This is a genomic window from Nodularia sp. LEGE 04288, from assembly GCF_963896525.1.
GTDB lineage: Bacteria > Cyanobacteriota > Cyanobacteriia > Cyanobacteriales > Nostocaceae > Nodularia.
This window is the reverse complement of sequence record NZ_CAWQOY010000139.1, coordinates 1-20909: the sequence shown is the minus strand read 5'-3', so window position 1 is coordinate 20909 and position 20909 is coordinate 1. Positions and strand designations below refer to the sequence as shown.

Annotated in this window: 20 protein-coding genes and 1 tRNA gene; 12 read left to right on the top strand and 9 right to left on the bottom strand. The window is 42.9% G+C overall.

Annotation, left to right across the window (positions count from 1 at the left end; translation table 11 throughout):
- Positions 1 to 45: 45 nt before the first annotated feature.
- Both AACX33_RS19870 and AACX33_RS19865 read right to left on the bottom strand, forming a co-directional pair.
- On the bottom strand, positions 46 to 1746 hold the full coding sequence (locus AACX33_RS19870) for a peptidoglycan DD-metalloendopeptidase family protein (RefSeq protein ID WP_193997169.1): 1701 nt from the start codon (positions 1744 to 1746) through the stop codon (positions 46 to 48).
- An 83-nt stretch (positions 1747 to 1829) separates the two neighbouring features.
- Entirely contained in the window at positions 1830 to 2648 is an 819-nt protein-coding gene (locus tag AACX33_RS19865; protein WP_193997170.1) for a biotin--[acetyl-CoA-carboxylase] ligase, read from the bottom strand.
- A 76-nt stretch (positions 2649 to 2724) separates the two neighbouring features.
- On the opposite strand from AACX33_RS19865, the gene pgeF reads away from it, so the two are divergent.
- The 8 genes from pgeF to AACX33_RS19825 all read left to right on the top strand — a co-directional run bounded on the left by pgeF (position 2725) and on the right by AACX33_RS19825 (position 12393).
- Positions 2725 to 3495, top strand: a complete 771-nt coding sequence (pgeF, locus tag AACX33_RS19860) for a peptidoglycan editing factor PgeF (protein WP_193997171.1) — start codon at positions 2725 to 2727, stop codon at positions 3493 to 3495.
- Between the two features lie 130 nt (positions 3496 to 3625).
- The gene (locus AACX33_RS19855) at positions 3626 to 4594 is read left to right on the top strand and encodes a hypothetical protein (protein WP_193997172.1); all 969 of its coding nucleotides are present in this window, start codon (positions 3626 to 3628) and stop codon (positions 4592 to 4594) included.
- Positions 4595 to 4680: 86 nt separating this feature from the next.
- Positions 4681 to 6039, top strand: coding sequence for a pyridoxal phosphate-dependent decarboxylase family protein (locus AACX33_RS19850; protein WP_193997173.1), 1359 nt, complete (start codon positions 4681 to 4683; stop codon positions 6037 to 6039).
- 80 nt (positions 6040 to 6119) lie between these two features.
- Positions 6120 to 7511, top strand: a complete 1392-nt coding sequence (locus AACX33_RS19845) for an MATE family efflux transporter (RefSeq protein ID WP_193997174.1) — start codon at positions 6120 to 6122, stop codon at positions 7509 to 7511.
- 2 nt (positions 7512 to 7513) lie between these two features.
- Positions 7514 to 9967, top strand: coding sequence for a non-ribosomal peptide synthetase (locus AACX33_RS19840; RefSeq protein WP_193997175.1), 2454 nt, complete (start codon positions 7514 to 7516; stop codon positions 9965 to 9967).
- 27 nt (positions 9968 to 9994) lie between these two features.
- On the top strand, positions 9995 to 10414 hold the full coding sequence (gene panD / locus AACX33_RS19835) for an aspartate 1-decarboxylase (protein ID WP_193997176.1): 420 nt from the start codon (positions 9995 to 9997) through the stop codon (positions 10412 to 10414).
- 231 nt (positions 10415 to 10645) lie between these two features.
- Positions 10646 to 11476 (top strand): metallophosphoesterase, encoded by an 831-nt coding sequence (locus tag AACX33_RS19830; RefSeq protein ID WP_193997177.1) that lies wholly within the window; start codon positions 10646 to 10648, stop codon positions 11474 to 11476.
- Between the two features lie 89 nt (positions 11477 to 11565).
- The gene (locus AACX33_RS19825; RefSeq protein ID WP_193997178.1) at positions 11566 to 12393 is read left to right on the top strand and encodes a metallophosphoesterase; all 828 of its coding nucleotides are present in this window, start codon (positions 11566 to 11568) and stop codon (positions 12391 to 12393) included.
- A 152-nt stretch (positions 12394 to 12545) separates the two neighbouring features.
- Here the strand turns inward: AACX33_RS19825 and AACX33_RS19820 are convergent, their stop codons facing one another.
- On the bottom strand, positions 12546 to 12914 hold the full coding sequence (locus tag AACX33_RS19820; RefSeq protein WP_193997179.1) for a MerR family transcriptional regulator: 369 nt from the start codon (positions 12912 to 12914) through the stop codon (positions 12546 to 12548).
- Between the two features lie 91 nt (positions 12915 to 13005).
- On the opposite strand from AACX33_RS19820, the gene AACX33_RS19815 reads away from it, so the two are divergent.
- Positions 13006 to 13815, top strand: a complete 810-nt coding sequence (locus AACX33_RS19815) for an SDR family oxidoreductase (RefSeq protein ID WP_193997180.1) — start codon at positions 13006 to 13008, stop codon at positions 13813 to 13815.
- A 145-nt stretch (positions 13816 to 13960) separates the two neighbouring features.
- On the opposite strand, the gene AACX33_RS19810 is transcribed toward AACX33_RS19815, so the two are convergent.
- The gene (locus tag AACX33_RS19810) at positions 13961 to 14575 is read right to left on the bottom strand and encodes a J domain-containing protein (RefSeq protein ID WP_193997530.1); all 615 of its coding nucleotides are present in this window, start codon (positions 14573 to 14575) and stop codon (positions 13961 to 13963) included.
- A 34-nt stretch (positions 14576 to 14609) separates the two neighbouring features.
- Between AACX33_RS19810 and AACX33_RS19805 the strand changes: the two genes are divergently transcribed.
- The 3 genes from AACX33_RS19805 to AACX33_RS19795 all read left to right on the top strand — a co-directional run bounded on the left by AACX33_RS19805 (position 14610) and on the right by AACX33_RS19795 (position 16898).
- The gene (locus AACX33_RS19805) at positions 14610 to 15707 is read left to right on the top strand and encodes a tocopherol cyclase family protein (RefSeq protein WP_193997181.1); all 1098 of its coding nucleotides are present in this window, start codon (positions 14610 to 14612) and stop codon (positions 15705 to 15707) included.
- Positions 15708 to 15750: 43 nt separating this feature from the next.
- A tRNA-Arg gene (locus AACX33_RS19800) sits at positions 15751 to 15824 on the top strand.
- A 546-nt stretch (positions 15825 to 16370) separates the two neighbouring features.
- Positions 16371 to 16898: a YdcF family protein gene (locus tag AACX33_RS19795; protein ID WP_193997531.1), complete on the top strand. Its 528-nt coding sequence runs from the start codon at positions 16371 to 16373 to the stop codon at positions 16896 to 16898.
- A 79-nt stretch (positions 16899 to 16977) separates the two neighbouring features.
- Here AACX33_RS19795 and AACX33_RS19790 read toward each other — a convergent pair whose 3' ends face one another.
- The 5 genes from AACX33_RS19790 to fabD form a co-directional block, all read right to left on the bottom strand.
- Positions 16978 to 17277: a DUF2288 domain-containing protein gene (locus AACX33_RS19790; protein WP_193997182.1), complete on the bottom strand. Its 300-nt coding sequence runs from the start codon at positions 17275 to 17277 to the stop codon at positions 16978 to 16980.
- Positions 17278 to 17334: 57 nt separating this feature from the next.
- Positions 17335 to 17973 (bottom strand): 1-acylglycerol-3-phosphate O-acyltransferase, encoded by a 639-nt coding sequence (locus tag AACX33_RS19785; protein WP_193997183.1) that lies wholly within the window; start codon positions 17971 to 17973, stop codon positions 17335 to 17337.
- 377 nt (positions 17974 to 18350) lie between these two features.
- Positions 18351 to 19331 carry a hypothetical protein gene (locus AACX33_RS19780; RefSeq protein WP_193997184.1) on the bottom strand — a complete coding sequence of 327 codons (981 nt, stop codon included), beginning with the start codon at positions 19329 to 19331 and terminating at the stop codon, positions 18351 to 18353.
- A 126-nt stretch (positions 19332 to 19457) separates the two neighbouring features.
- Positions 19458 to 19832 carry a DUF433 domain-containing protein gene (locus AACX33_RS19775; RefSeq protein ID WP_193997185.1) on the bottom strand — a complete coding sequence of 125 codons (375 nt, stop codon included), beginning with the start codon at positions 19830 to 19832 and terminating at the stop codon, positions 19458 to 19460.
- 66 nt (positions 19833 to 19898) lie between these two features.
- Positions 19899 to 20780 carry an ACP S-malonyltransferase gene (fabD, locus tag AACX33_RS19770; RefSeq protein ID WP_193997186.1) on the bottom strand — a complete coding sequence of 294 codons (882 nt, stop codon included), beginning with the start codon at positions 20778 to 20780 and terminating at the stop codon, positions 19899 to 19901.
- Between the last annotated feature and the right edge of the window lie 129 nt (positions 20781 to 20909).

Genomic DNA, 20909 nt, shown 5'->3' with positions numbered 1-20909 from the left:
ACTTTTGATTTTTGACTTTTGACTTTTGACTTCCGCCTTGCGGTGCTAGCTATCTGGGTCTTGGGTAACTTGAGCTGTTTGTAAAGCTTGTAGCATTTGACTGAGGGCAACTTGTAATTGTACACCTGAGTCAACAGCAACCCAACCTTGTGGTTTGAGGTGGCGGACTTCAAAGTGTAGGTGAGGCCCTGTAGAGTTACCAGTGCTACCAACTCGCCCAATCACAGTTCCTTGTTCTACCCTCTGACCGGGTTGAACAAATAGTTCTGACATATGAGCATAAAGGGTTTGTTGAGCAGAAGGGTGGTTAACAACTACGGTTAAACCATAACCACCCATCCAGTTGGCAGTTTGCACTGTACCTTCTGCGGCTGCTACTACAGGTGTCCCCGTTGGCGCAGCTAAATCTGTGCCGGCGTGGAAGCGGCTATCACCTGTAATCGGATGAGTTCTCCAACCAAATACAGAACTAATGCGAGCGGGTATAGAAAGGGGAAATGCCATTCCCCCATCGCCACTATATGCCAGTCTCCCAGTGAAGGGAATTTGTGGCAGCACTGATGCTAATTGGAAGTCGTAAGCTACTGTACTGGGTCGGGGTGCAATATTGCCTGCTGCCATTGGTGGGGGTAGAGTCCCGCCACTGGGTGCGATGGCAGATCGGTTCGCTGACGTGGTGGCGAAATCACTAGGGTTAGGGATAAACCGATTAGGGCGAGATGCAGTTTTGGTAGCCCCACCAGATACAGCCTGATTAGGAGTCCATCTGTTGTTGCTGTTATTAGTGGCTGCTGGTCGAGCGACTGGAACGTTCGCTACCTGAGTATTTTGGCTAGTTTTAAGCCAGTTGGGTGCTGTTTTAGCTTCAGAATTAGCTACTTGCTGATTGCTCTCAGGTTTCTGGGTGGCTTGAGCGCAACTACTGCCTGATAGACTTTGCCCAGACGGTAAAACGGTTTGACAACCACTAGAGCGTTCTGTTAGCACCACAGAGTTAGGTGCTTGATAAGTAGCCGTAGCATTGGGGTTGTAATTGATAGGATCAATATAGGCGTTATTATAATCCCTGGTTTTTCCTGTGGTTCCTATCGTTGCGCCGTTCGAGTTATTTGATGGTTGGGCAATTTCTGGAAGTTTTTCCGGTAAAGTGCGGGGTGTACTAGGTTGGGCTACTTCAGTTTTGAGCTTCTCCAAAGTCACATTGGCTCTGGGAGTAGAAACCTCAGTTTTGGGCTTCTCTAAACTCACATTGGCTCTGGGAGGGGAAACCTCAGTTTTGAGCTTCTCTAAACTCACATTGGCTCTGGGAGTAGAAACCTCAGTTTTGGGCTTCTCTAAACTCACATTGGCTCTGGGAGTAGAAACCTCAGTTTTGGGCTTCTCTAAAGTCACATTGGCTTTTGGAGGGGAAACCTCTTGTGTACTACGTAGTCTCTGTCTCAGGTCAGCTTGCGGTTCTGCAACTTCGGGTTGCGGTCGAGATAGCGCTGAAGAAAGAGTATCTTTTTTTACTGGATTTGGTATGACTACTGCTGATTGAGAACTTTCAACAGTCGGAACAATATTATCTATACCTGTTTCTGTTTGGGCAATTGCCAAGCCGCCACTTAAGAAACTGGCACTACTCAGCAAAAAAAAGCTTTGTGCTGGTAGCGTAGACGCATAGATATGGAAAAGCTTTCCGTAAGGAGAGCGTCTTGATGAGTTATTTAAATGGTGATGGGCAGATTTATGGCGCTGCGTCATTAGTTCTCTCAGTTGTATTAAATTAGCCTAAAGAGATGATGTCAGTGGTTTGTCTTGCCCAAAGAGCGAAATTTTAAACAAACCTAAAATGAAACAGAAGATTTACGGTAACCCAAACTGATTGTACCGGGTTCAACATAAATTTCTGGTGTTTTTATGTCATTTGAATCATACGTTTCAAAAGAGACATGAAGCTTTCCCTGTGAATTTACGCCCACCACAGTGCCTAAAAGATTATTGATGTACACTTGATCACCGATATTTGTCAATAAATCTAAATATCGAGACAAGAGTACACTTACTCCTTCTTGGCAGAGACAGTCTATACCGGATTTTATTCCTAGTAAAACTGTGTTCGTGAGCATTTCCAGACAAGAAATAGCTTTAGTAGCCTGGGTCGCTTGCCAGGATTCAAGATTGATGCCAGTATCGGGTACTGGGTTAGTCCAGTTAATACCGACACCAATCACTGCTTGTATGATCTGTCCATTATGGACTTTTGTTTCCGTCAAAATGCCGCCGAGTTTGCGACCATGCAATACTAAGTCATTAGGCCATTTAATGCCCACGCTTACGCCGGACTGGCGCAACCCCGCAGCAATTCCCCAAGCACTGGCTAAGGTGAGCTGATAACTATCCGTAGCTTCTAGTTTAGGAACAATACCCATCGAAAGATATAGTCCCCCGGTGGGAGAAATCCATTGACGACCCCATTGTCCTCGTCCAGAAGTTTGCTGGGTAGCAATTACTACAGAATTTTTATCAGCCCCCTGTCTCAGCAAGCCCCACAGGGTCTGATTAGTTGAAGGAACACTTTCAAAAATATGTAGGGAAGATGGTAAATAAGGATACCCATGTCCCGATTCCAGGGTAGTTTCCAAGAGTTGCAGATCAAATCCCACAGCAGTTAACCGAAATCCCGTTGTTCAAGTTAGCATTAATTGATTGATTTTGATTTCTGTTTCGGTTTGGTTCAAGATGCACACTTGGCACTGGCATAATTGGCAAGGACTACCCTATCTTACTTGTAGTCTTCTGAAAGATTGGCATCACGGTTTCTTTACTCAGCAGTTTTGGCCGCGATCGCCTGAAGATTTGACAAAAGCACTGCACCCTAAAGCATCAGCTTATCGTTTGCAGCAGGTACATGGCAATATAGTTCTCACCCCGCAAGAAATTGAGAACAATACAGGGTCAGAAGATTCTGGCTTAGTCTTGGGAGATGGTTTAATCAGCGAACACCCACTACAAGCTATTTGGGTAGCTAGCGCCGATTGTACACCTGTATTGATTGGGGATGTCAAAACTAGACAAGTAGCGGCACTACACGCCGGTTGGCGGGGGACTGCGGCGAAGATTGTTCCCCAGGCGATCGCGCGACTGCGAAACCAAGGTAGTCAACTGGATGACTTACGGATTGCAATGGGACCGGCGATCGCCGGTGAAGTGTACCAAGTTTCTCTGGAAGTAGCGGCGGAAATTGGTGCTAGCATTACACCCCATCAAGAAGTACAGCAGATTATTGATGCTTTGCATGAGTTACCAAATTCACCTTTATTAGCAGATCCCAACCCCGGAAAAGTCAGATTGGACGTGCGACGAGTCAATGCTTTACAACTGGAAAGCTTGGGGATTACCGCCGAACAAATAGCGATCGCGCCTTATTGTACTTACCAAACTCCAGAATATTTCTTTTCCTATCGTCGCGAGCAACAGAAAAAAATTCAATGGTCAGGAATTGTCAGGTAAAACAATCATCTGATTATTTTGGTTAAAAACAGACATAGGATGATTTTTAAGTTGAAACTGTAACCTCTATTAATAGTTCTCCACTGGCACTAAACTGAAGTGCCAGCAAGTTAAAGAGTTTGACGGCTATATGGAAGTCCAGCATTTTCAAGCTAAAGAACCTCCTTGTTTAATAGTTGCGAGCCTGTTAAAAGCTTATTTAGGTTTTTCAGAAATCAGTTCATGTCTGGTTTTTAATCATCACCAAACCTTAGTAATATCTGGATTTCTAAGTTATGCTCTTCTCTTAAAAAGAACCTTTCAATTAGACGTAGATAATTCAATTAATTATATTAACAACATCCAGGAATCAACTAATTTTCATACATATTCAAATAGCGAAATTAACCAAACTCTTTCTCCGCTTCATATATGGAAAAAAGGACATTGGGTATTTTTAGCATTTAGCCAAGCCTTAATTATCAGTTTAAATCGCTTGGCTGCTGCCATTGCTAATGACCAACTCGCTCAAGCAAAACTTGAGTTAGAAACAACTGCTGAACTTATGTACGCATCGGGAGCAGCAATGAAATTAACTGGAAGCTTTACTAGAGAGAAATATGAAAGTGAAATTCGTCCTACTATGATGACTGGTAATCACCAGTCGTTAGTACATTCAGAGAATTTAAGTGGGTTAATGATGTGGGATCACGATTATCTGATTAATGTCATTTGTAAGCAGAAAATATTGCCCATCATCAAAACTCTACCTAAGATCCTAGAAGCCGAACACGAAAAAATTGTCCTAGCTTATAAATGCGGAATATCTGATGGACACAAGAGTATTTGTGCAGAATTTGGTGGAGGTGAAATAGGTTCTTTGATCGCCGCTTCCCAAAGTAGTGCGGCTATCAAAACTTTGAAAAACTTTGAAAATAGCAGAGTCAAACTACTCGATCCTACGGGTCGAATCAAGGGGGGGTGTCCGCTAAATCAGACTCTCAGCGCAGAGACTTGTGTTAACTCAGACTCTCAGGGCAAAGACTTCTCTGCAAAAGATGCCATTTTGGAAGAAAAAAACTCAACATCATCCCCATCTCAAATCCTGAATCTTTTCTAGGGTTTACAACTAACCAAGCAATCAAATAACTTTGGCACTCAAACCCTGATAACCTCTGTCTCAATTCACCACAGGATGCTCCCCAGATGACATTAGAAAAAGAAAGCTTCGGATTACTTCAAGAAGCACTAGCAAAACTAGAAGAAGGTTTTCACAGCTTACCAAAGGTCGATCCCTCTCCTCACCTAGAGTCCCTGCGAACAGTGCTATTGGAAGTAGCAGAGCGGATGCAAGACAATTATCCTTATCCCCATCCCCTCTACGTTGGGCAAATGCTCAAACCGCCCACAGAGATTGCCCGTCTGGCATATATGCTATCCCTGTGGATTAATCCCAATAATCATGCCCTGGATGGTGGACGGGCAAGTTCGGCAATGGAGAAAGAAGCCGTGGCAGAAATTGCCAAAATGTTTGGTTGGGAAACCCATTTAGGACATCTGTGTGGTGGCGGCACAATGGCGAATTTAGAGGGTTTGTGGGTTGCAGGAAATTTACAACCAAATAAAAAAGTTGTCGCCTCTAGTCAGTCACACTACACCCATTCCAGAATTTGTGGTGTGCTTGGCCTTCCTTTTCAATCGATTTCCTGTGACAGTCGCGCTCGCATGGATATAGCAGCCCTGAAAAAACTTTTACAAGAAGATGATATTGGCACAGTTGTTGTGACCATCGGAACCACAGCAACGGGTTCTGTCGATCCCCTCCCTGAAATTCTCGAACTTCAGGCTGAATATGGATTCCGCATCCATGCAGATAGCGCCTACGGCGGTTACTTTACTTTAGTAAGTCATTTAGATGGGTCAACCAGAGCCGCTTTTGACTGTCTCAAACAGGTTGATTCCATTGTTATTGATCCGCATAAACATGGACTCCAACCTTACGGCTGTGGCTGCATTCTCTTCAAAGATCCTGCTGTGGGAAAACTCTATAAACATGATTCACCCTACACTTATTTTAGTTCTGAGGAACTGCATTTAGGTGAAATTAGCCTCGAATGTTCCAGGCCGGGTTCATCTGCGGTAGCACTCTGGGCAACTCAACGTTTACTGCCTCTAATTCCAGGCGGTCAGTTTGCTGATTCTTTGAGTAAGTCGCGAACAGCAGCACTGACTCTGTTTGAGAAACTGCAAAATGATTCGCGATTTATAGTGGCTTTCCCACCGGAACTGGACATTGTTATTTGGGCTGTAAAATCTCAGAGTGCGAGTGAATCTTCACGACTGGCAAAGGAGATTTTTAAAGTAGCAGGAGAGGAAAATCTCCACCTAGCTTTAGCTAATGTATCGCAACAGCTATTTGTAGAAAGTGGGGAAGGAATCAATTGGGATCAAGACTCTATTACCTGTCTGCGGTCTTGTTTAATCAAACCCGAACATCTAGATTGGCTAGAGCGAATTTGGCAAATCCTTGATTCTGTGACAAACAAGGTAATTCCAACTTCGTAATTTCTCAGACAACGTAATTCATCAAGTCCATTAATTGCAATAAGAGCAAAAGTAACATCACTGTCACGAGGGAAATAGAATTGCCGTCATTGAACTCCAAAGTATTTTTAGAAGCTCAAGCCTGTTTAAAATTGGCAATTCCTTTAGCCGCCGCCCAGTTATCTGAAAGTGCCATCAACTTTACAGATACGGTGATGATGGGTTTACTAGGGAGCCAAACTCTAGCAGCAGGAGCATTGGGATCTACGACCTACATTGCCCTCCTGTGGACGAGTTCAGGTATGGTTTCGGCGGTGGGTGTCCTCGTGGCGATCGCTTTTGGCGCTGGTAAACTTGAACTTCTCCGTAAAATCGCCTATCAAGGACTTTGGTTAGCTGTTCCCTTATCGATTCCCATGATGCTGCTGCTGTGGAATATGGCTCCTATTTTGCGGCAATTAGGGCAACAAGAAAGCACTGTCCTCCTGACTCAATCTTATCTACGAGCAATTGTCTGGGGCTTTCCAGCCTTGATTGGCTTTTCTGTCCTGAAAAACCTGGTGTCTGCCCTCAACCGTCCCCAACTGATTATGGTAATTATGGGAACTGGGGTAGTTGTTAATGTCGTTGCCAACTACATCCTCATGTTTGGCAAATTGGGTTTACCCGCCCTTGGTTTAGCGGGGATAGGTTGGGCAAGTACGTTGACGCTTTGGGGTCAATTCATCGCGGGAATCAGTTTAATCAGCTTAGACAAAGAACTGAGAAAATATCAATTATTTGGTAAGTGGTATCGCTTTGATGCTCTCCTATTTAAAGAAATTATTCAAATCGGTTTACCCACAGCTATTCTATTTGCTATAGAAATCAGCCTAAATACCTTTATAGCCTACCTTATGGGTTATCTAGGTACTGTTCCACTGGCAGCGCATCAAATTGCTATTCAAACCACACAAATCCTCTTAATGGTTCCTCTAGGCATTTCCTACGCCACCACTATGCGCGTGGGGCAAAATTTGGGAGAGAACGATCCCAAAGGAGTGAGACGAGCGGGGTTTGTGGGGATGGGATTGGGGGGAATATTTATGAGTTTCGTAGCTGTGATTTTAGGCGTATTTCCTGACTCTATTGCCGCAATTTATTTAGATCCTCAGAATCCAGAGAACACCGAAGTTATGCAACTCGCTATCACTTTGTTATATCTAGCCGTCGCTTCCCAACTCTTCGACGGAACGCAAGTCATTGCCGGGGGAGCCTTGCGGGGATTAAAAGATACTCGCGTTCCCCTGCTAATTGGTCTGTTAGCCTATTGGCCTATCGGCTTAGGGAGCGGTTATTTGATGGGAATCTATTGGCATTGGGGCAGCGTTGGTTTGTGGTTGGGCTTAGTTCTAGGACTCTTATCGGCTGCTGTGAGCTTAATCTGGCGTTTTTATAGCCAAACTACGGCTCTGTTGGAATCGAAAGCGATCGCTATTCCAGAGAATTATTAAAGATGGACAATCTATCAAACCTGTGCATTCACCAACTCTTCCAAGAACAGACTGCCAAAACACCAGAAAAAATTGCCCTTGTCATTGAGGACAAAAAGCTCACCTACTCAGTAGTCAACAAGCAAGCGAACCAGCTGGCCAACGCCCTGCAATCCCTTGGAGTGGGCTTAGAAACCCCAGTAGGCATCTGCTTGCGACGCTCGCCGGAAGCAGTAGTCGCTATTCTGGGAATCCTAAAAGCAGGTGGTGCTTACGTCCCCATAGATCCAGACTTTCCATTCGCCAGAAAACAGTACATTATTGAAGATTCTGGCTGTGGAGTCCTGATCACAGAAACATCTCTTCTGAATACCCTTCACCCCTTTGCGGGAAAAATTCTCCTGATAGACGACGAATCTCGATCGCAACAAGAAAGCAGCAACCCAGACGTTGCCGTTACCCCCGATGCCTTAATGTACATTTTGTACACCTCCGGCAGCACTGGCACTCCCAAAGGCGTTTGTGGCATTCACCTAGCCACTGTTAATCGCTGCATTTGGATGTGGAATCAGTATCCTTTTACCTCTGACGAAGTGTGCTGCCACAAAACCACCCTCAACTTTGTGGACTCGGTTTGGGAGATTTTTGGGGCATTGCTCAAAGGAGTCAAAGTCGTGATTCTTCCCCACTCCTCCAGCGCTAATCCTCAAGAAATCATTGGCTTTCTTCAATCCACCAAAGTGACTCGGCTCATCCTCGTGCCATCCTTGCTACAAGTGCTGCTCAACACTCGTTCAGATTTGGGAGCAGCCCTCCCCGCCCTCAAAATTTGGACAGTCAGCGGAGAGCGACTGACGCGAAATCTGTTACACAAATTCAGAGCCAGCGTGCCTGATGGGATTTTGCTGAATCTCTACGGAAGTACAGAGGTAGCAGGTGATGTCACCTGGGCAGAGTTGGCGGGGGATATGGGAAACCTAGAACCGGACGTGCCGATTGGTCAACCCATCCTCAATGCCGAGATTCATGTCTTGGATGAAAATTGGCAGCCTGTTTCCCCAGGGGAGGTAGGCGAACTGTGGGTGGGAGGTGTCGTGCTAGCACGCGGATACCACAACCAGCCTGAAGAAACCAAAGCGCGATTCATCCCCAATCCCTTTTCTAGCAACGGTATGCTCTTCAAAACAGGAGACCTAGTCACCAGAGACAATCATGGCTTGCTGTATTATATCGGTCGGGTTGATAATCAGGTGAAAATTCGGGGATTTCGAGTAGAACTAGAAGAGATTGAAAAAGTCTTGGCGCATTTTCACCCAGAAATCTCCCATGTCACGGTGATCGTTTCAGAAAACGAAGCGGCACTGGAAACAAAACAGCTAGTAGCGTTTGTTGCTCCTTCTACAGTGAATGTGGATGCAATCAAACAGTACGCCTTCTCCCATTTGCCTCATTATATGGTACCAGCGAGACTCGTGGCTGTAGATGAACTGCCCCTGACTCCCAACGGAAAAGTAGATCGCCAAGCCTTATCTGCCATGAGTGGGTGGAGATTGCGAGTCATAGATTCGGAACAGTTGCCTCAAACCGAAACAGAAAAATTATTAGCAGGGATTTGGCAGCAAATGTTTTTTGTGTCTGCTATTAGCAGAGACGATAATTTCTTTCATCTGGGTGGAAACTCTTTGTCTGTTGTATCTTTTCTAGAAAAACTCAAGCAGGAATTTGGGGTACGCATTCCCCTTTCTAACTTTGTCAATGAGCCGTCCCTCGCATCTTTAGCAAGGCTTTTTGATCAATACAAAGAAATCAAGTTTTTTCCAATGGTTGAGGTGCGCTTAAGTGATGTTGAAATCGTTACGTTCGAGGAGCAATATTTAGAACAGACTGTGGCATTAGTCAGCGAATGCTTCACTTTCAGAGAACCCTTGGGAGTCGGCTTGGGTCTTCAAAAAGAAGAGTTCAATAGCTTTTCAGAAACAGTTTGCAGAAACTGCCTCTTTGAGAGTTTATCCTTTGTGGCGCTCCATCGTCTTTCTGGAAATGTGATTGGATTTTGCTTGAGTGAAGATTTTGCTAGTTCTCTGGGGGGGGATTTTGAGATACCTGAGTTCTTGAAGCCAATTTTTGCACTATTGGATTCTTTAGATCGAATGTACATCAAAACTTATGGGGAGGTGAAAGTAGGAGAGATTATCCATGTATTTATGACAGGTACATCTTCCCATGTGGAAGGTGCTGCTATTGCTTTAGCTTTGGAAAAGAAGGTACTGGAAGTAGCCGCCAGTTTGAATTACAAGCGGGCTGTGACAATTTGTACCCATGCGGTTACGGCGTATATTGCTCAAGAGTTGGAATATCAACGAAGATATGCCGTACAGTACGAGTCTTTTGAGTTTGAGGGTAGGCGCGTTTTTTCTCATGTTCCTGCTCCTCATCAAGAAGCAGTGCTGTGGGAAAAGGTGCTGACACAATCGTGATTCCATTAATGTATACAGGAAAAAACAATGGCTAAAATTAGACTGATGCACGCTAAGTTACATAAAGTGTGCGTAACGGATGCAAATGTTAATTATGTAGGGAGTGTCACTATTGACACTGAATTGATCGATAAGGTGGGAATTCTGCCTTTGCAGGAGGTGGAAATTTGGAATGTTAGCAATGGCAACCGCTTGTCAACCTATGTGTTGCCAGGAGAGCCAGGAAGTGGTGTGATTTGTCTCAATGGTGCGGCGGCTCATTTGTGCGATCCTGGAGATTTTGTGATTATTGCTGCTTATGAAGAATGCGATCGCGCTGAAGTATTTCGCACTGGACACTCGGCGCGAGTGCTGATTGCTGATGAACACAATCGCTGTCAACAGTTTTTCTACCAGACTTTAGCTCCCAGCCAAGGCAAACTCCTATTTAACTCCGAGTCCACCTAATGAGCCGCAACAACCAATTCCTGTGATTTTATCGGAAAAAAGCGGATTTTTGGGATCATTTATCAACTTTCTGCTCCCTTGGGAAAAAAACTTGAGGATTTACTTAAATGAGAAATAACTATAAAAATTAACCAACTCCTAGAAGCCAAGATCCAAGAAAATGCCTCTTTTTTCATACTCTTTTTTTGGCGCAGGATTGCTCCACTATAATTGAGCTTTACTAAAAACGTTATGCACTGGTTTTTATCTGGACCGTTGAGTATACAAAGGTTGACGGTTAAGATTGCAGATTTACCTGTATCTTTAGAAGGTAAGAAATTGGTGCAGATGTCAGACTTTCACTATGATGGTGTGCGACTGTCGGCAGAAATGTTAGAACAGGCGATCGCACTCAGCAACCAATTAAAACCAGATTTAGTTTTATTGACTGGCGACTATGTAACCACAACCCCAGAACCCATTCAGGCGCTAGCCTTACGACTCAAACAGCTACAAAGTCAGGCTGGTATTTATGCCATATTGGGTAACCACGATATCCGTCACAGACAATCAAAAAGCACAATTACCAACGCCCTCACTAACATAGGAATTAACGTCCTGTGGAATGAAATCGCCTATCCTTTCGGAAAAGAATTACCATTAGTAGGACTAGCAGATCGTTCTTCCAGACAATTCAATCCCACAGCAGTCATGAACCAACTAGACCCTGACATACCTCGGATTGTGTTATCTCATAACCCGGATACTGCGGAGTTATTGCAAGCATGGCGAGTAGATTTACAATTATCTGGTCACACACACGGCGGCCAAATCGTGATTCCCGGACTAGGGCCGATATTACTTTGCTATCAAAGGATTGTGGAAAGTATACCCAATCAACTGCGGTATCGCTTACCTTTTGCGCGCAGAAAACACGTTTTTATCCGTCATGGGGAATGGGCGCAAGGTTTACATCGAGTCGGAAACAATCAGCTGTATGTCAATCGTGGTTTGGGAACTTATTTCCCAGGACGCTTATTTTGTCCCCCTGAAGTTACAGAAATTATCCTCCAAAGGACATAGATTATCCAGAAATTTTTACACTTTATCCAAGATGTATTTTGATTTTTGATAAGCTGTAAACGCTGGTATGAGGAGTCTGGTGTTGCACTATGCACTGGTTGTTTACGGGACGTTTAAGAGTAGATAAAATAACGGTTAAGATTGCGGACTTACCACAATCTTTGCAAGGTACAAAGCTGGTACAGTTGACAGACTTTCACTATGATGGTGTGAGAATTTCTGAAGAACTTTTAGCACAAGCGATCGCCGCTAGTAATGAAGCTGAACCCGATATAATTCTCTTAACTGGCGACTATGTAACCGACGATCCTACACCAATTCACGAACTAGCTTTACGACTGAAACATTTACAAAGTCGTTGCGGTATTTATGCCGTCCTCGGCAACCATGATATACATTACAAGCACTCCCAAGCAGAAATTACATCCGCCCTCACTAGCATTGATGTTCATGTCCTGTGGAATGAAATCGCCTATCCTTTAGGACAAGAGTTACCAATAGTAGGGCTAGCTGATTATTGGTCAAGGGAATTCAACCCCTCACCAGTTATGGATAGACTCCATTCAGGTACACCCCGCATTGTATTATCCCATAACCCAGATACTGCCAAAATTTTGGAAAAGTGGCGCGTTGATTTGCAACTATCTGGACATACCCACGGAGGTCATATTGTGATACCAGGACTTGGCCCTGCCATTTTTCATTATCAAAAGCTGCTGAAACAACTTCCTAAAAAAGTGCGCCGTTGGGAACCATTATTACTAGGAGATTGCTCAAAAGTCGTTAAATATTGGGAGTGGGCAAAAGGTTTTCACCAAGTGTCAAATAATCAATTATACGTCAATCGCGGCTTAGGAACTTATCGTCCAGGACGTTTATTTTGTCCACCCGAAGTTACTGTAATTACGTTAATTTAGCCCATAGTTATTTATTAGTTATACCGCATAAACAATGTTTGCTCGTAGTCAGGACTTTAGTCCTGAAGTTAGGGACTGAAGTTTCTACTACAAACCTTTTACTACTCGCTGAAATATTCGCTCTACTGTATGTTTACTCATGCTTTTATGAATTAGCCAACCGCATCTGCTTCTTGCTTCAACTTCCTTAATTTGGCAGCTAAGTAGGATTTCATTTCACTCAGATTTTGGATCTTTTTAGCAATTTGTTCAAGTTTGCTCTCGATGATTCTGATTTGTTCGCCTGGGGGAATTGCATCATTTTCCCATTGATCAATTAGCTGTTTGATCTCTTTGAGAGTAAATCCGAGTCCTTTTGCCTTGTTGATCAAAAAAAGACGTTCTACCGTTGTTGCGTCGTATTGTTTGTAAATTCTGCTTCCAGCCGGCTGGTCACTTGCCGTGATTAACCCCATTTTTTCGTAAAAGCGGATAGTGTCTTTCGATAAATTCGTTTTCTTGGACAGTTCACCAATCAACATCACAGAGACCTCAGATATTTTACTTGACTGTGGAGTATAGTCCACAGTTTAAGCTGTGTGATAGCAAAATTAAATTTTCTAGTGAGCAAGAATGAGTAAAACTGTGTTGATTACAGGTGCTTCTAGTGGGATTGGTGAAGCAACAGCCAAGTATTTTCTACAGCAAGGCTGGAACGTTGCCGCAACGATGCGTTCACCCAGGAAGACTGATAATTGGGCAAAGGGAAAGAACATAATATATCCGCTTCTTGATGTCACTAAACCTGAGACAATTTCTGCGGCAATTCGCGAGACATTAGAACATTTTGGACATATTGAAGTTTTGGTGAATAATGCAGGATATGCACTCATGGGACCAATTGAAGGTGTCACATCTGAGCAATTAGAACATCAGTTTCAAACTAATTTTTTTGGGCTTGTATCCACAATACAAACCCTCCTTCCCGTTTTTCGCCAACAGGGTAGAGGCACAATTATCAACGTGTCTTCTATTGGCGGTCGTCTCGCTTTCCCTCTGACATCTTCTTATCATGCAACAAAATGGGCTGTAGAGGGACTTTCTGAGTCTATACGCTATGAATTACGTCCCTTTGGCATTCGGGTGAAAATTATTGAACCGGGTGGAATTAAGACAAATTTTATCAATCACGGGACAACTTGGGCAAAGCATCCTGACTATACAGAAATGGTGAATCGGATGAAGCAGTTCAGTGAGAAGGTCAATGACTCTTTACCAGAACCGGAAGGCGTTGCTAAAACAATTTATCGGGCTGCAACCGACGGAACGCAAAGACTACGGTATTCTCCTTACGGCGAGGTTTTTTTCTTCTTACACGCAATACTTCCAGATAGATTATGGCGGTCTTTAGTCGGAAATATGATGCTGGGGAAAATGAAGTAACATCCTCATAATTTTCCTGAAATTTTTAGTCATAATCCTCTGAGTATGCGAACAGATATTAAGTTTTGCATCATGGGTTTGAGGCGATCGCTCATACTAGACACGTAGTAAATTTATTTTTAATTCTAGTATGGGAAGTTACAAATTATCGCGATCGCCTATTCATCCTCAACAGCTTTTTAATTTTCTGACACCATCTTGATAACAAAGATTTACGCCGGAACACAGGCTTATATGACTTTGCCCATCTGGAATATTGCGATTTATTGCTCCCATACTGTTCTAAGGATGCGGCTTTATTTAAATCTGAAGCGGCTCTATATTCAAACCCTAATTGAGAACAAACGAAGCCCCGATATTTGTAGGCTTCAACATAACGAGGATTGAGGCGAATGGCTTTGGTAAAATCTGCGATCGCCTCCTCATATTTTCCTTTGTTAGCATTCTCCACTCCGCAGTTATAAAAACTTTCAGCATCCCAACGCTTGACAGATATGTTTATTTTATCAGTTGAAGTACTTGTGGGCGAAGCAGAAGGCGCACTTTCAGTATTTATCTGTTGAGACTTGAGTTGGTTGTAAGCTACATTGATATCCTTAATTTTTGCCTCTGCTTCCTGTTTTTGCTGTGAATCAGAAAAGCGATCAGGATGCCAAATTTTCACCAACTTACGGTAAGCTTGCTTTACCTGTGCCTGTGATGCACCGGGTGTCAGTCCTAAAACTTCATAAGCATGATTTATATCAAGGCGATCGCTCATACTGAAAGAAACAGGCAACTATCTATATCAATATATGTTAACTATTCCCCTAAATCTTCTTCACTCAACCCAAACGCCTCATAGTGGATATCATTGGGATGGTAGCAGTCGCCGCTTCTTTGAAGGCTGGTATGATCGCGTAACTTTACCCGATTGTGGTCAAACCTTCGCCTTTATGTACTCTATCGAAGATCCCATTGGTGGTAAACCCCATAGCGGTGGTGCAGCCCAAGTCCTGGGGGTGAATGATGAGTATATCTGCCGTACTTTTCCTGATGTGACAAAATTTTGGGGTAGTCGAGATGTCCTCGGATTAGGTCATTGGGGTAAAACCGACCTCAACACCCCACCAGTGTATCTCCTCCCGACGGAGTTTGAAAGTCATATTCAAGAAGGCTATCAAGCTACAGCTACCTTAAATCAGGGAGAGATTCGTGATCCCGCCACTGGTAATTATTGCCGTTGGCGGTACGAAATTCAGCCGATCTACTACTGGGGAAATCAAAATAGTATTCAGCAATCAACTGCTGGTTGGATGTCATCTTTACAGATTTTTGAACCTGGATGGCAAATTTTAATGGCTCACGGCGTAGCCAGTGGTTCAATAGATTGGAATGGCAAAATCTATGAATTTAGCAACGCGCCAGCTTACAAAGAGAAAAATTGGGGCGGTGCTTTTCCGCAAAAATGGTTTTGGTTAAACTGTAATAGCTTTGATGGCGAACCCGATTTGGCTTTAACGGCTGGCGGTGGTAAGCGCGGAGTGTTGTGGTGGATGGAATCTGTCGCTATGATTGGGTTGCACTATCAAGGCCAGTTTTATGAATTCGTTCCCTGGAATGCAAAAGTAGAATGGGACATTCAGCCCTGGGGTAGATGGCAAATGCGCGCGAGAAACTTAGATTATGAAATTGAATTAACTGGAACCACGCATTTACCTGGTACACTCCTGCGTGCGCCGACAGCAAATGGTTTGTTATTCTGTTGTCGGGACACCATGCAAGGAAAACTAGATTTGGAGTTACGAAAATTAAGCAATAAAAAATCTCAAACAATCCTGAAAGCACAAAGTTCTGTTTGTGGTTTAGAAATAGGTGGGGGTTCTTGGAATAATTCTTGGCAGTCTAGCTAAGACTACTGCTATGATAGTATGTGCTTGCATATGCTTTATAGTTGGGGCTGTAGCTCAGTTGGATAGAGCGAGCGCCTCCTAAGCGCTAGGTCGCCGGTTCGAGCCTGGCCAGTCCCGTCCCCACAAAACAATTCAATGAAAAAGTGAGTCGGAACTGATTGATGAATTTTCCGCTCCAGTTGAGTATATGTCATCAATCACTACATATCATGTTAATGCACTTTTAACTGTGTATTGAAATGAAAATGTCAGTTCATATCTAAGTTGATTTGGGAAAAATCTAGTTAAATACTGGATTTATGTTTTTTCAGAAAAAATCCTGGACTCAATAGACAAAAGTATTGCCAAGTTTGACTGAATATCTAGACTAACGTAAACAGATATAGTAAAATGTACACTTGAGTGTTTACTAGAAAACAACCACTGTTAATTGCAGTTCCATGTCCAGATAGTAAGCGTGACGTAACAAAGTTACTATATTTCTAAAACACAAGAGTAGTCTAGAATTCATTAGTTCGCTAATAAAACCGGATAGAGGGGATTGTAGTTTCTCCAGTACAGGTAAAAGCGTACAAACTAATACTTTGGATATTGGTTCATATTATTAGCAACTATAGAGCCTTGAAGAATAATCTATTATTTACAGGTCATTCATTTCGGTTTATGGTTTTCGCCCTACCTCTATTAATGTGGTTGGGATACCAGGAATCGAAAATTGAAAGTTTGCAACCCCAAGCAGTCTTAGTCTTGGGTGGTTCTACGTCACATCTAGAACGAGAGAGATTTACAGCCAATTTTGTCCGCGAGCATCCAAGTTTACCAATTTGGATTTCTGGTGGTAGTCCACCTAGATCAACTCAAAATGTGTTTGCCAAGGCTGGAGTTGATCCAAAACGATTACACCTGGATTATGAAGCTGTAGATACTGTTACCAATTTTACTACACTAGTCGATGAGTTGCAAGCTCAAGGTATTAAGAGTGTTTATTTAATTACTTCTGAGTTCCATATGCGCCGCGCTCGTGTTGTGGGCGAGATAGTTTTGGGGAGTCGGGGTATTCAATTCAAACCTGTGCCAGTACCTTCAAAAAATATGCGTGAACCCGTGGATAAATCTATCCGTGATGGAGCTAGAGCTTTAATTTGGGTGGCTACTGGTTACACGGGTGCAGAACATAGCAAAAAACAGTGAATGGGAGATTGGGGACTAGGAACTGGGAAGATTTGGATGGGAATTCAGACTCCACCCAAATCTTCAAAGAATTTCTTTCCTAGTCTGATGCAGCCATTTCTTTGACTAGAACATAGGGCTGAATAATCAGAGTCTGAAATCGTTTGTGGCGATCGCTATTCCAATTTCCCATTTGTGTCTCTGAAGGTTTAGCCATCAATTGCTGATCAATCCACTGTTGCACCGATGAAATTTGATCACTGGCGATCGCCACTCCCACATCCAGCAAGTCTAAATCCTGCGCTACCACAATCACCGCATCACGTTGTACATGAGGAATTAGCCAATCCCACTCAGCCTCATCCAGAATTTCTGTTAGTTCTGTTCTTAAATCCGACATAATTCCCCGTCTTGATTCGTCTACGGCCGATTTTATAACATTAGTTGTTGCTATTTCTTAGCGTCCTAAATCATGTAACTCATTAATTGCTGTCGCACACTGATGTGTCACAGCTTGTAATTCTGCTTTATTAGTAGAACTGGGCGGATCAATTAATTTGCCAATCCGAATAGTTAAGGGAACTGCACGAGGGATAGCCGAACCTTTTTGTAATATCTTGTCAGAACCCCATAAACTCACGGGTAAGAATGGTGCTTGAGCCTTCGCCGCCAATAGTGCAGCCCCTCTTTTCGGATCTGTAATTCTACCATCTGGAGTGCGAGTACCTTCTAAGAAAACACCTACAGCCCAGCCATTTTCCAGATACTCCAGGGCGGCGCGTATAGAATTGCGATCGCCACTACCCCGACTCACCGGGTAAGCACCATACAATTTAATTGCTTGTGCCAAAACTGGGACTTCAAATAACTCTTCCTTGGCCATGTACGCCACTGGACGACGGACACAATTAGAGACAATCGGCGGATCAAAGTAACTAGCATGATTACTCACTACTACTAGTTTTCCTGATTTGGGGACATTTTCCACCCCATAAATTCGCCCCCGAAAGTAAGTATGAAGCATAGGGCTGACAATCGACCACTTAAAAGCGTGGTATAGTGCCAGACTGATTAAAGGTTGGCGTTCTCTGGTCACGGAAGATAATTCAATTTATTTGATTAAAATTTAGCATAAGCGATCGCGATCGCTTTTAGTCAGTCAGTATAGGTAGATTTAGCTTGTTTACAAACTATTTAGGTGCGATAATCACATATTGTAGGCTAGTGGCTAAGTTGCATCTTTGTATCACTGTGCAGTTCTAAACAACATCCCGCCAATCCCATAGACAGTATTAAAGGTATTTAGTCTCAGTCGTAGGGTGTGTTAGCGGTAGCGTAACGCACCAAAACCTTAATAATGGTGCGTTACGGACTTCATCCTAACGCACCCTACAATACTTAATTTTTTCATAAATCAAACCGGATTCCTATATTTTGAGATGCCATTGCATAAGTGTTAAACTTAGCCCTAATCTACTTAATATTAGCTAATTCAGGAAGTGCATCAAAATTGACAGGTATTTTGAGCATCTCTAGGACTTCAAGGAATAGATGAGGGTTGTCAATATTCTGAATATACACAGTTCTACTACCCCAATGTCCCCAGTTCTTGTTATTCTTGAATTCTAGCTTAGGTTCAAGTTCAAATCCATCATCATCACTATCAAAATAAAATCTTAACTCTTTAATCTGATGAATAGGAAAAAATGATTTCTGATTCGTTCTAATCCCTTGAACACTGACTTTCAATCCCTGAAAATCAACCTCTTTACCACTTTGCAAGTCTGCCATGATTTGAGGCATCAATCTGGATTTGACTAATTTTCCAATCAATTTAAAGAGAACCCGTGACTTAGAACTACAGCCTGCCACATCAGCATAAATACCAAAAGGCATTTTTTGACGGTTTCCCATATAATATTGATAGCTGATAATGTCAGTATAACTAGTCCTTTTCCCATTCACATAGATCGCAGATTCGCTACAGGAAATTCTGATATATTTAATATCTTCATATCTACAATGAATCTCTTGCTCTCGTCGGAAAAAACCTAACTTAACCTGATATAAACCATGCTCAAAAGCAACGATTCTCTCAGCATATTTTAGTTTAGACGAAACAAAAAATATCCATAAAACCAAGCCCCAACATACCCCAAACATAATTAGCACAGTTAATGGACTTTCTCGTATGCTTGAAGGTGATAAATTGAGTGAACTTAGAAGTTTGGGATTCAATGATTCCAAGATATTGCTAAGTCCCTCAATGACCAACAAAAGTGGATACAGACCACAAAGCATAAAAAAGACAATCATCAAACTAAGGATAACAGTCGCTACCAATTCATTACGTGCAAAATAATTTTTGCACGGGATTTCATCAATTTTCAGAAACTTGCCAAATTGATATTGGAAAGCTATTTCTCTTTCATGATCAGACAACTGTGTATACATACTGTTGGTAATTCAACTTGTTTAAATGTGAAAAAAGAATTGATAAAAGTTCAATCCAACCTTCAGCCGCAAGTGTTCCCCAGAATAAAACAGCATCTCCTGTTAAGTTGTAGTCAATTAAAAAATTCATGATAGGGATGCAATGCGCTCTTTCCAAGATTGGAGTTTTGCGCGTAGAGCTTCCTGACCAACTTTATTCGGCATAGCTGCAATTGTCGCAAATCTTTCGCGGTTTTTCTCTTGCCAATATTGTCGAATTTCCTCTCCATTTTGGAGAAAATTTTGATACTCGGCTGCCATTTCAGAATTATGAGCTTCTATGTAGGCTAAAGCCAAGTTCACCTGCTCATCATTTAGTCCCAGCTTTTCACGAATCAACTTAGATGGATATTCGGCTTTGAGATAGTCCATCACATCGTACAAAGTAATACGTGTTCCGGCGATAATTAGTCCCCGTTCTGTACGAATAATACCTGGTTGTCCGTTGGATACGGTTGTCATATCCATCATCTCCTAGAAGTTATCTCAGCTGATTCTATTGAATTTTGAATGAACTTGTCCAATACCCTATGCTGGCAATTCCGCAGCATTACGGACATTTTTTAAGATTAAATCAGGAGTGGTACGTTTAATCAAATTAGTTAGCACATTACCTGGGCCAATTTCCACTACTTCCTCAATACCATCTGTTGGTAATTGCAGAGAAATTTCTCGCCAGCGGACTGAACCGGTCATTTGTTGGCTGAGGCGCTGCTTGAGAATCTTCGCATCAGTAGATGGAAATGGATCTACATTAGACATTACTGGTACAACAACTGGCTGAAATTCCACTGATTCTAAAATGTCTTGGAACTCCGCCGCCGCCGCCGCCATAAAGGGTGAGTGAAATGCTCCAGAAGTTCTTAAGGGTATAGCACGTTTGGCTTTCACTTGAGACATGACTTCTCGTACAGCTTCTGGAGTCCCAGAAATCACCACCTGAGCCGGACTGTTATCATTTGCCAAAACTGCATCTGGTGTCTGAGCTAGAACTGTTTCTAACTGTTCACGGTCAAAGTTCATCAAAGCCGCCATCATTCCACCGGCGGCACTATCCATGAGTTCAGCCCGACGCTTGACTAGATGTAATCCAGCCGACCACTCAAACACACCTGCAATATAAAGGGCAATGTATTCACCCAAACTGTGACCAGCGACTACATCTGGTTTATGTCCCCGTTCCCGGAGGATATCAGCCAGGATGCTTTCTACCACATAAAGACTTGGCTGTGTATAGAGCGTCCGTGATAACTTTTCTTCTTCGCTTTGACATAAGTCGATTACAGACCAGCCCAAAATCGCTTCAGCTTGGGCAAATTTATCTTTAGCACTTGGTATATCTAATAAGTCAATTCCCATTCCCAGCGCTTGAGAACCTTGTCCGGGAAACACCCATGCAGTTTTAGTCATTTGTCATTTGTCATTTGTCATTTGTCATTTGTCATTTGTCATTTGTCATTTGTCATTTGTCATTTGTCATTTGTCATTTGTCATTTGTCATTTGTCATTTGTCATTTGTCATTTGTCATTTGTCATTTG

Excerpts from the sequence above, each read along its gene's own strand:
- pgeF (WP_193997171.1), top strand. The coding sequence starts at position 2,725 with ATGCACACTTGGCACTGGCATAATTGGCAAGGACTACCCTATCTTACT.
- AACX33_RS19805 (WP_193997181.1), top strand. The coding sequence starts at position 14,610 with ATGTTAACTATTCCCCTAAATCTTCTTCACTCAACCCAAACGCCTCAT.
- AACX33_RS19870 (WP_193997169.1), bottom strand. The coding sequence starts at position 1,746 with ATGACGCAGCGCCATAAATCTGCCCATCACCATTTAAATAACTCATCA.
- AACX33_RS19850 (WP_193997173.1), top strand. The coding sequence starts at position 4,681 with ATGACATTAGAAAAAGAAAGCTTCGGATTACTTCAAGAAGCACTAGCA.
- AACX33_RS19810 (WP_193997530.1), bottom strand. The coding sequence starts at position 14,575 with ATGAGCGATCGCCTTGATATAAATCATGCTTATGAAGTTTTAGGACTG.
- AACX33_RS19840 (WP_193997175.1), top strand. The coding sequence starts at position 7,514 with ATGGACAATCTATCAAACCTGTGCATTCACCAACTCTTCCAAGAACAG.
- AACX33_RS19795 (WP_193997531.1), top strand. The coding sequence starts at position 16,371 with ATGGTTTTCGCCCTACCTCTATTAATGTGGTTGGGATACCAGGAATCG.
- fabD (WP_193997186.1), bottom strand. The coding sequence starts at position 20,780 with ATGACTAAAACTGCATGGGTGTTTCCCGGACAAGGTTCTCAAGCGCTG.
- AACX33_RS19775 (WP_193997185.1), bottom strand. The coding sequence starts at position 19,832 with ATGACAACCGTATCCAACGGACAACCAGGTATTATTCGTACAGAACGG.
- AACX33_RS19855 (WP_193997172.1), top strand. The coding sequence starts at position 3,626 with ATGGAAGTCCAGCATTTTCAAGCTAAAGAACCTCCTTGTTTAATAGTT.
- AACX33_RS19820 (WP_193997179.1), bottom strand. The coding sequence starts at position 12,914 with ATGTTGATTGGTGAACTGTCCAAGAAAACGAATTTATCGAAAGACACT.
- AACX33_RS19825 (WP_193997178.1), top strand. The coding sequence starts at position 11,566 with ATGCACTGGTTGTTTACGGGACGTTTAAGAGTAGATAAAATAACGGTT.
- AACX33_RS19830 (WP_193997177.1), top strand. The coding sequence starts at position 10,646 with ATGCACTGGTTTTTATCTGGACCGTTGAGTATACAAAGGTTGACGGTT.
- AACX33_RS19790 (WP_193997182.1), bottom strand. The coding sequence starts at position 17,277 with ATGTCGGATTTAAGAACAGAACTAACAGAAATTCTGGATGAGGCTGAG.
- panD (WP_193997176.1), top strand. The coding sequence starts at position 9,995 with ATGGCTAAAATTAGACTGATGCACGCTAAGTTACATAAAGTGTGCGTA.
- AACX33_RS19780 (WP_193997184.1), bottom strand. The coding sequence starts at position 19,331 with ATGTATACACAGTTGTCTGATCATGAAAGAGAAATAGCTTTCCAATAT.
- AACX33_RS19815 (WP_193997180.1), top strand. The coding sequence starts at position 13,006 with ATGAGTAAAACTGTGTTGATTACAGGTGCTTCTAGTGGGATTGGTGAA.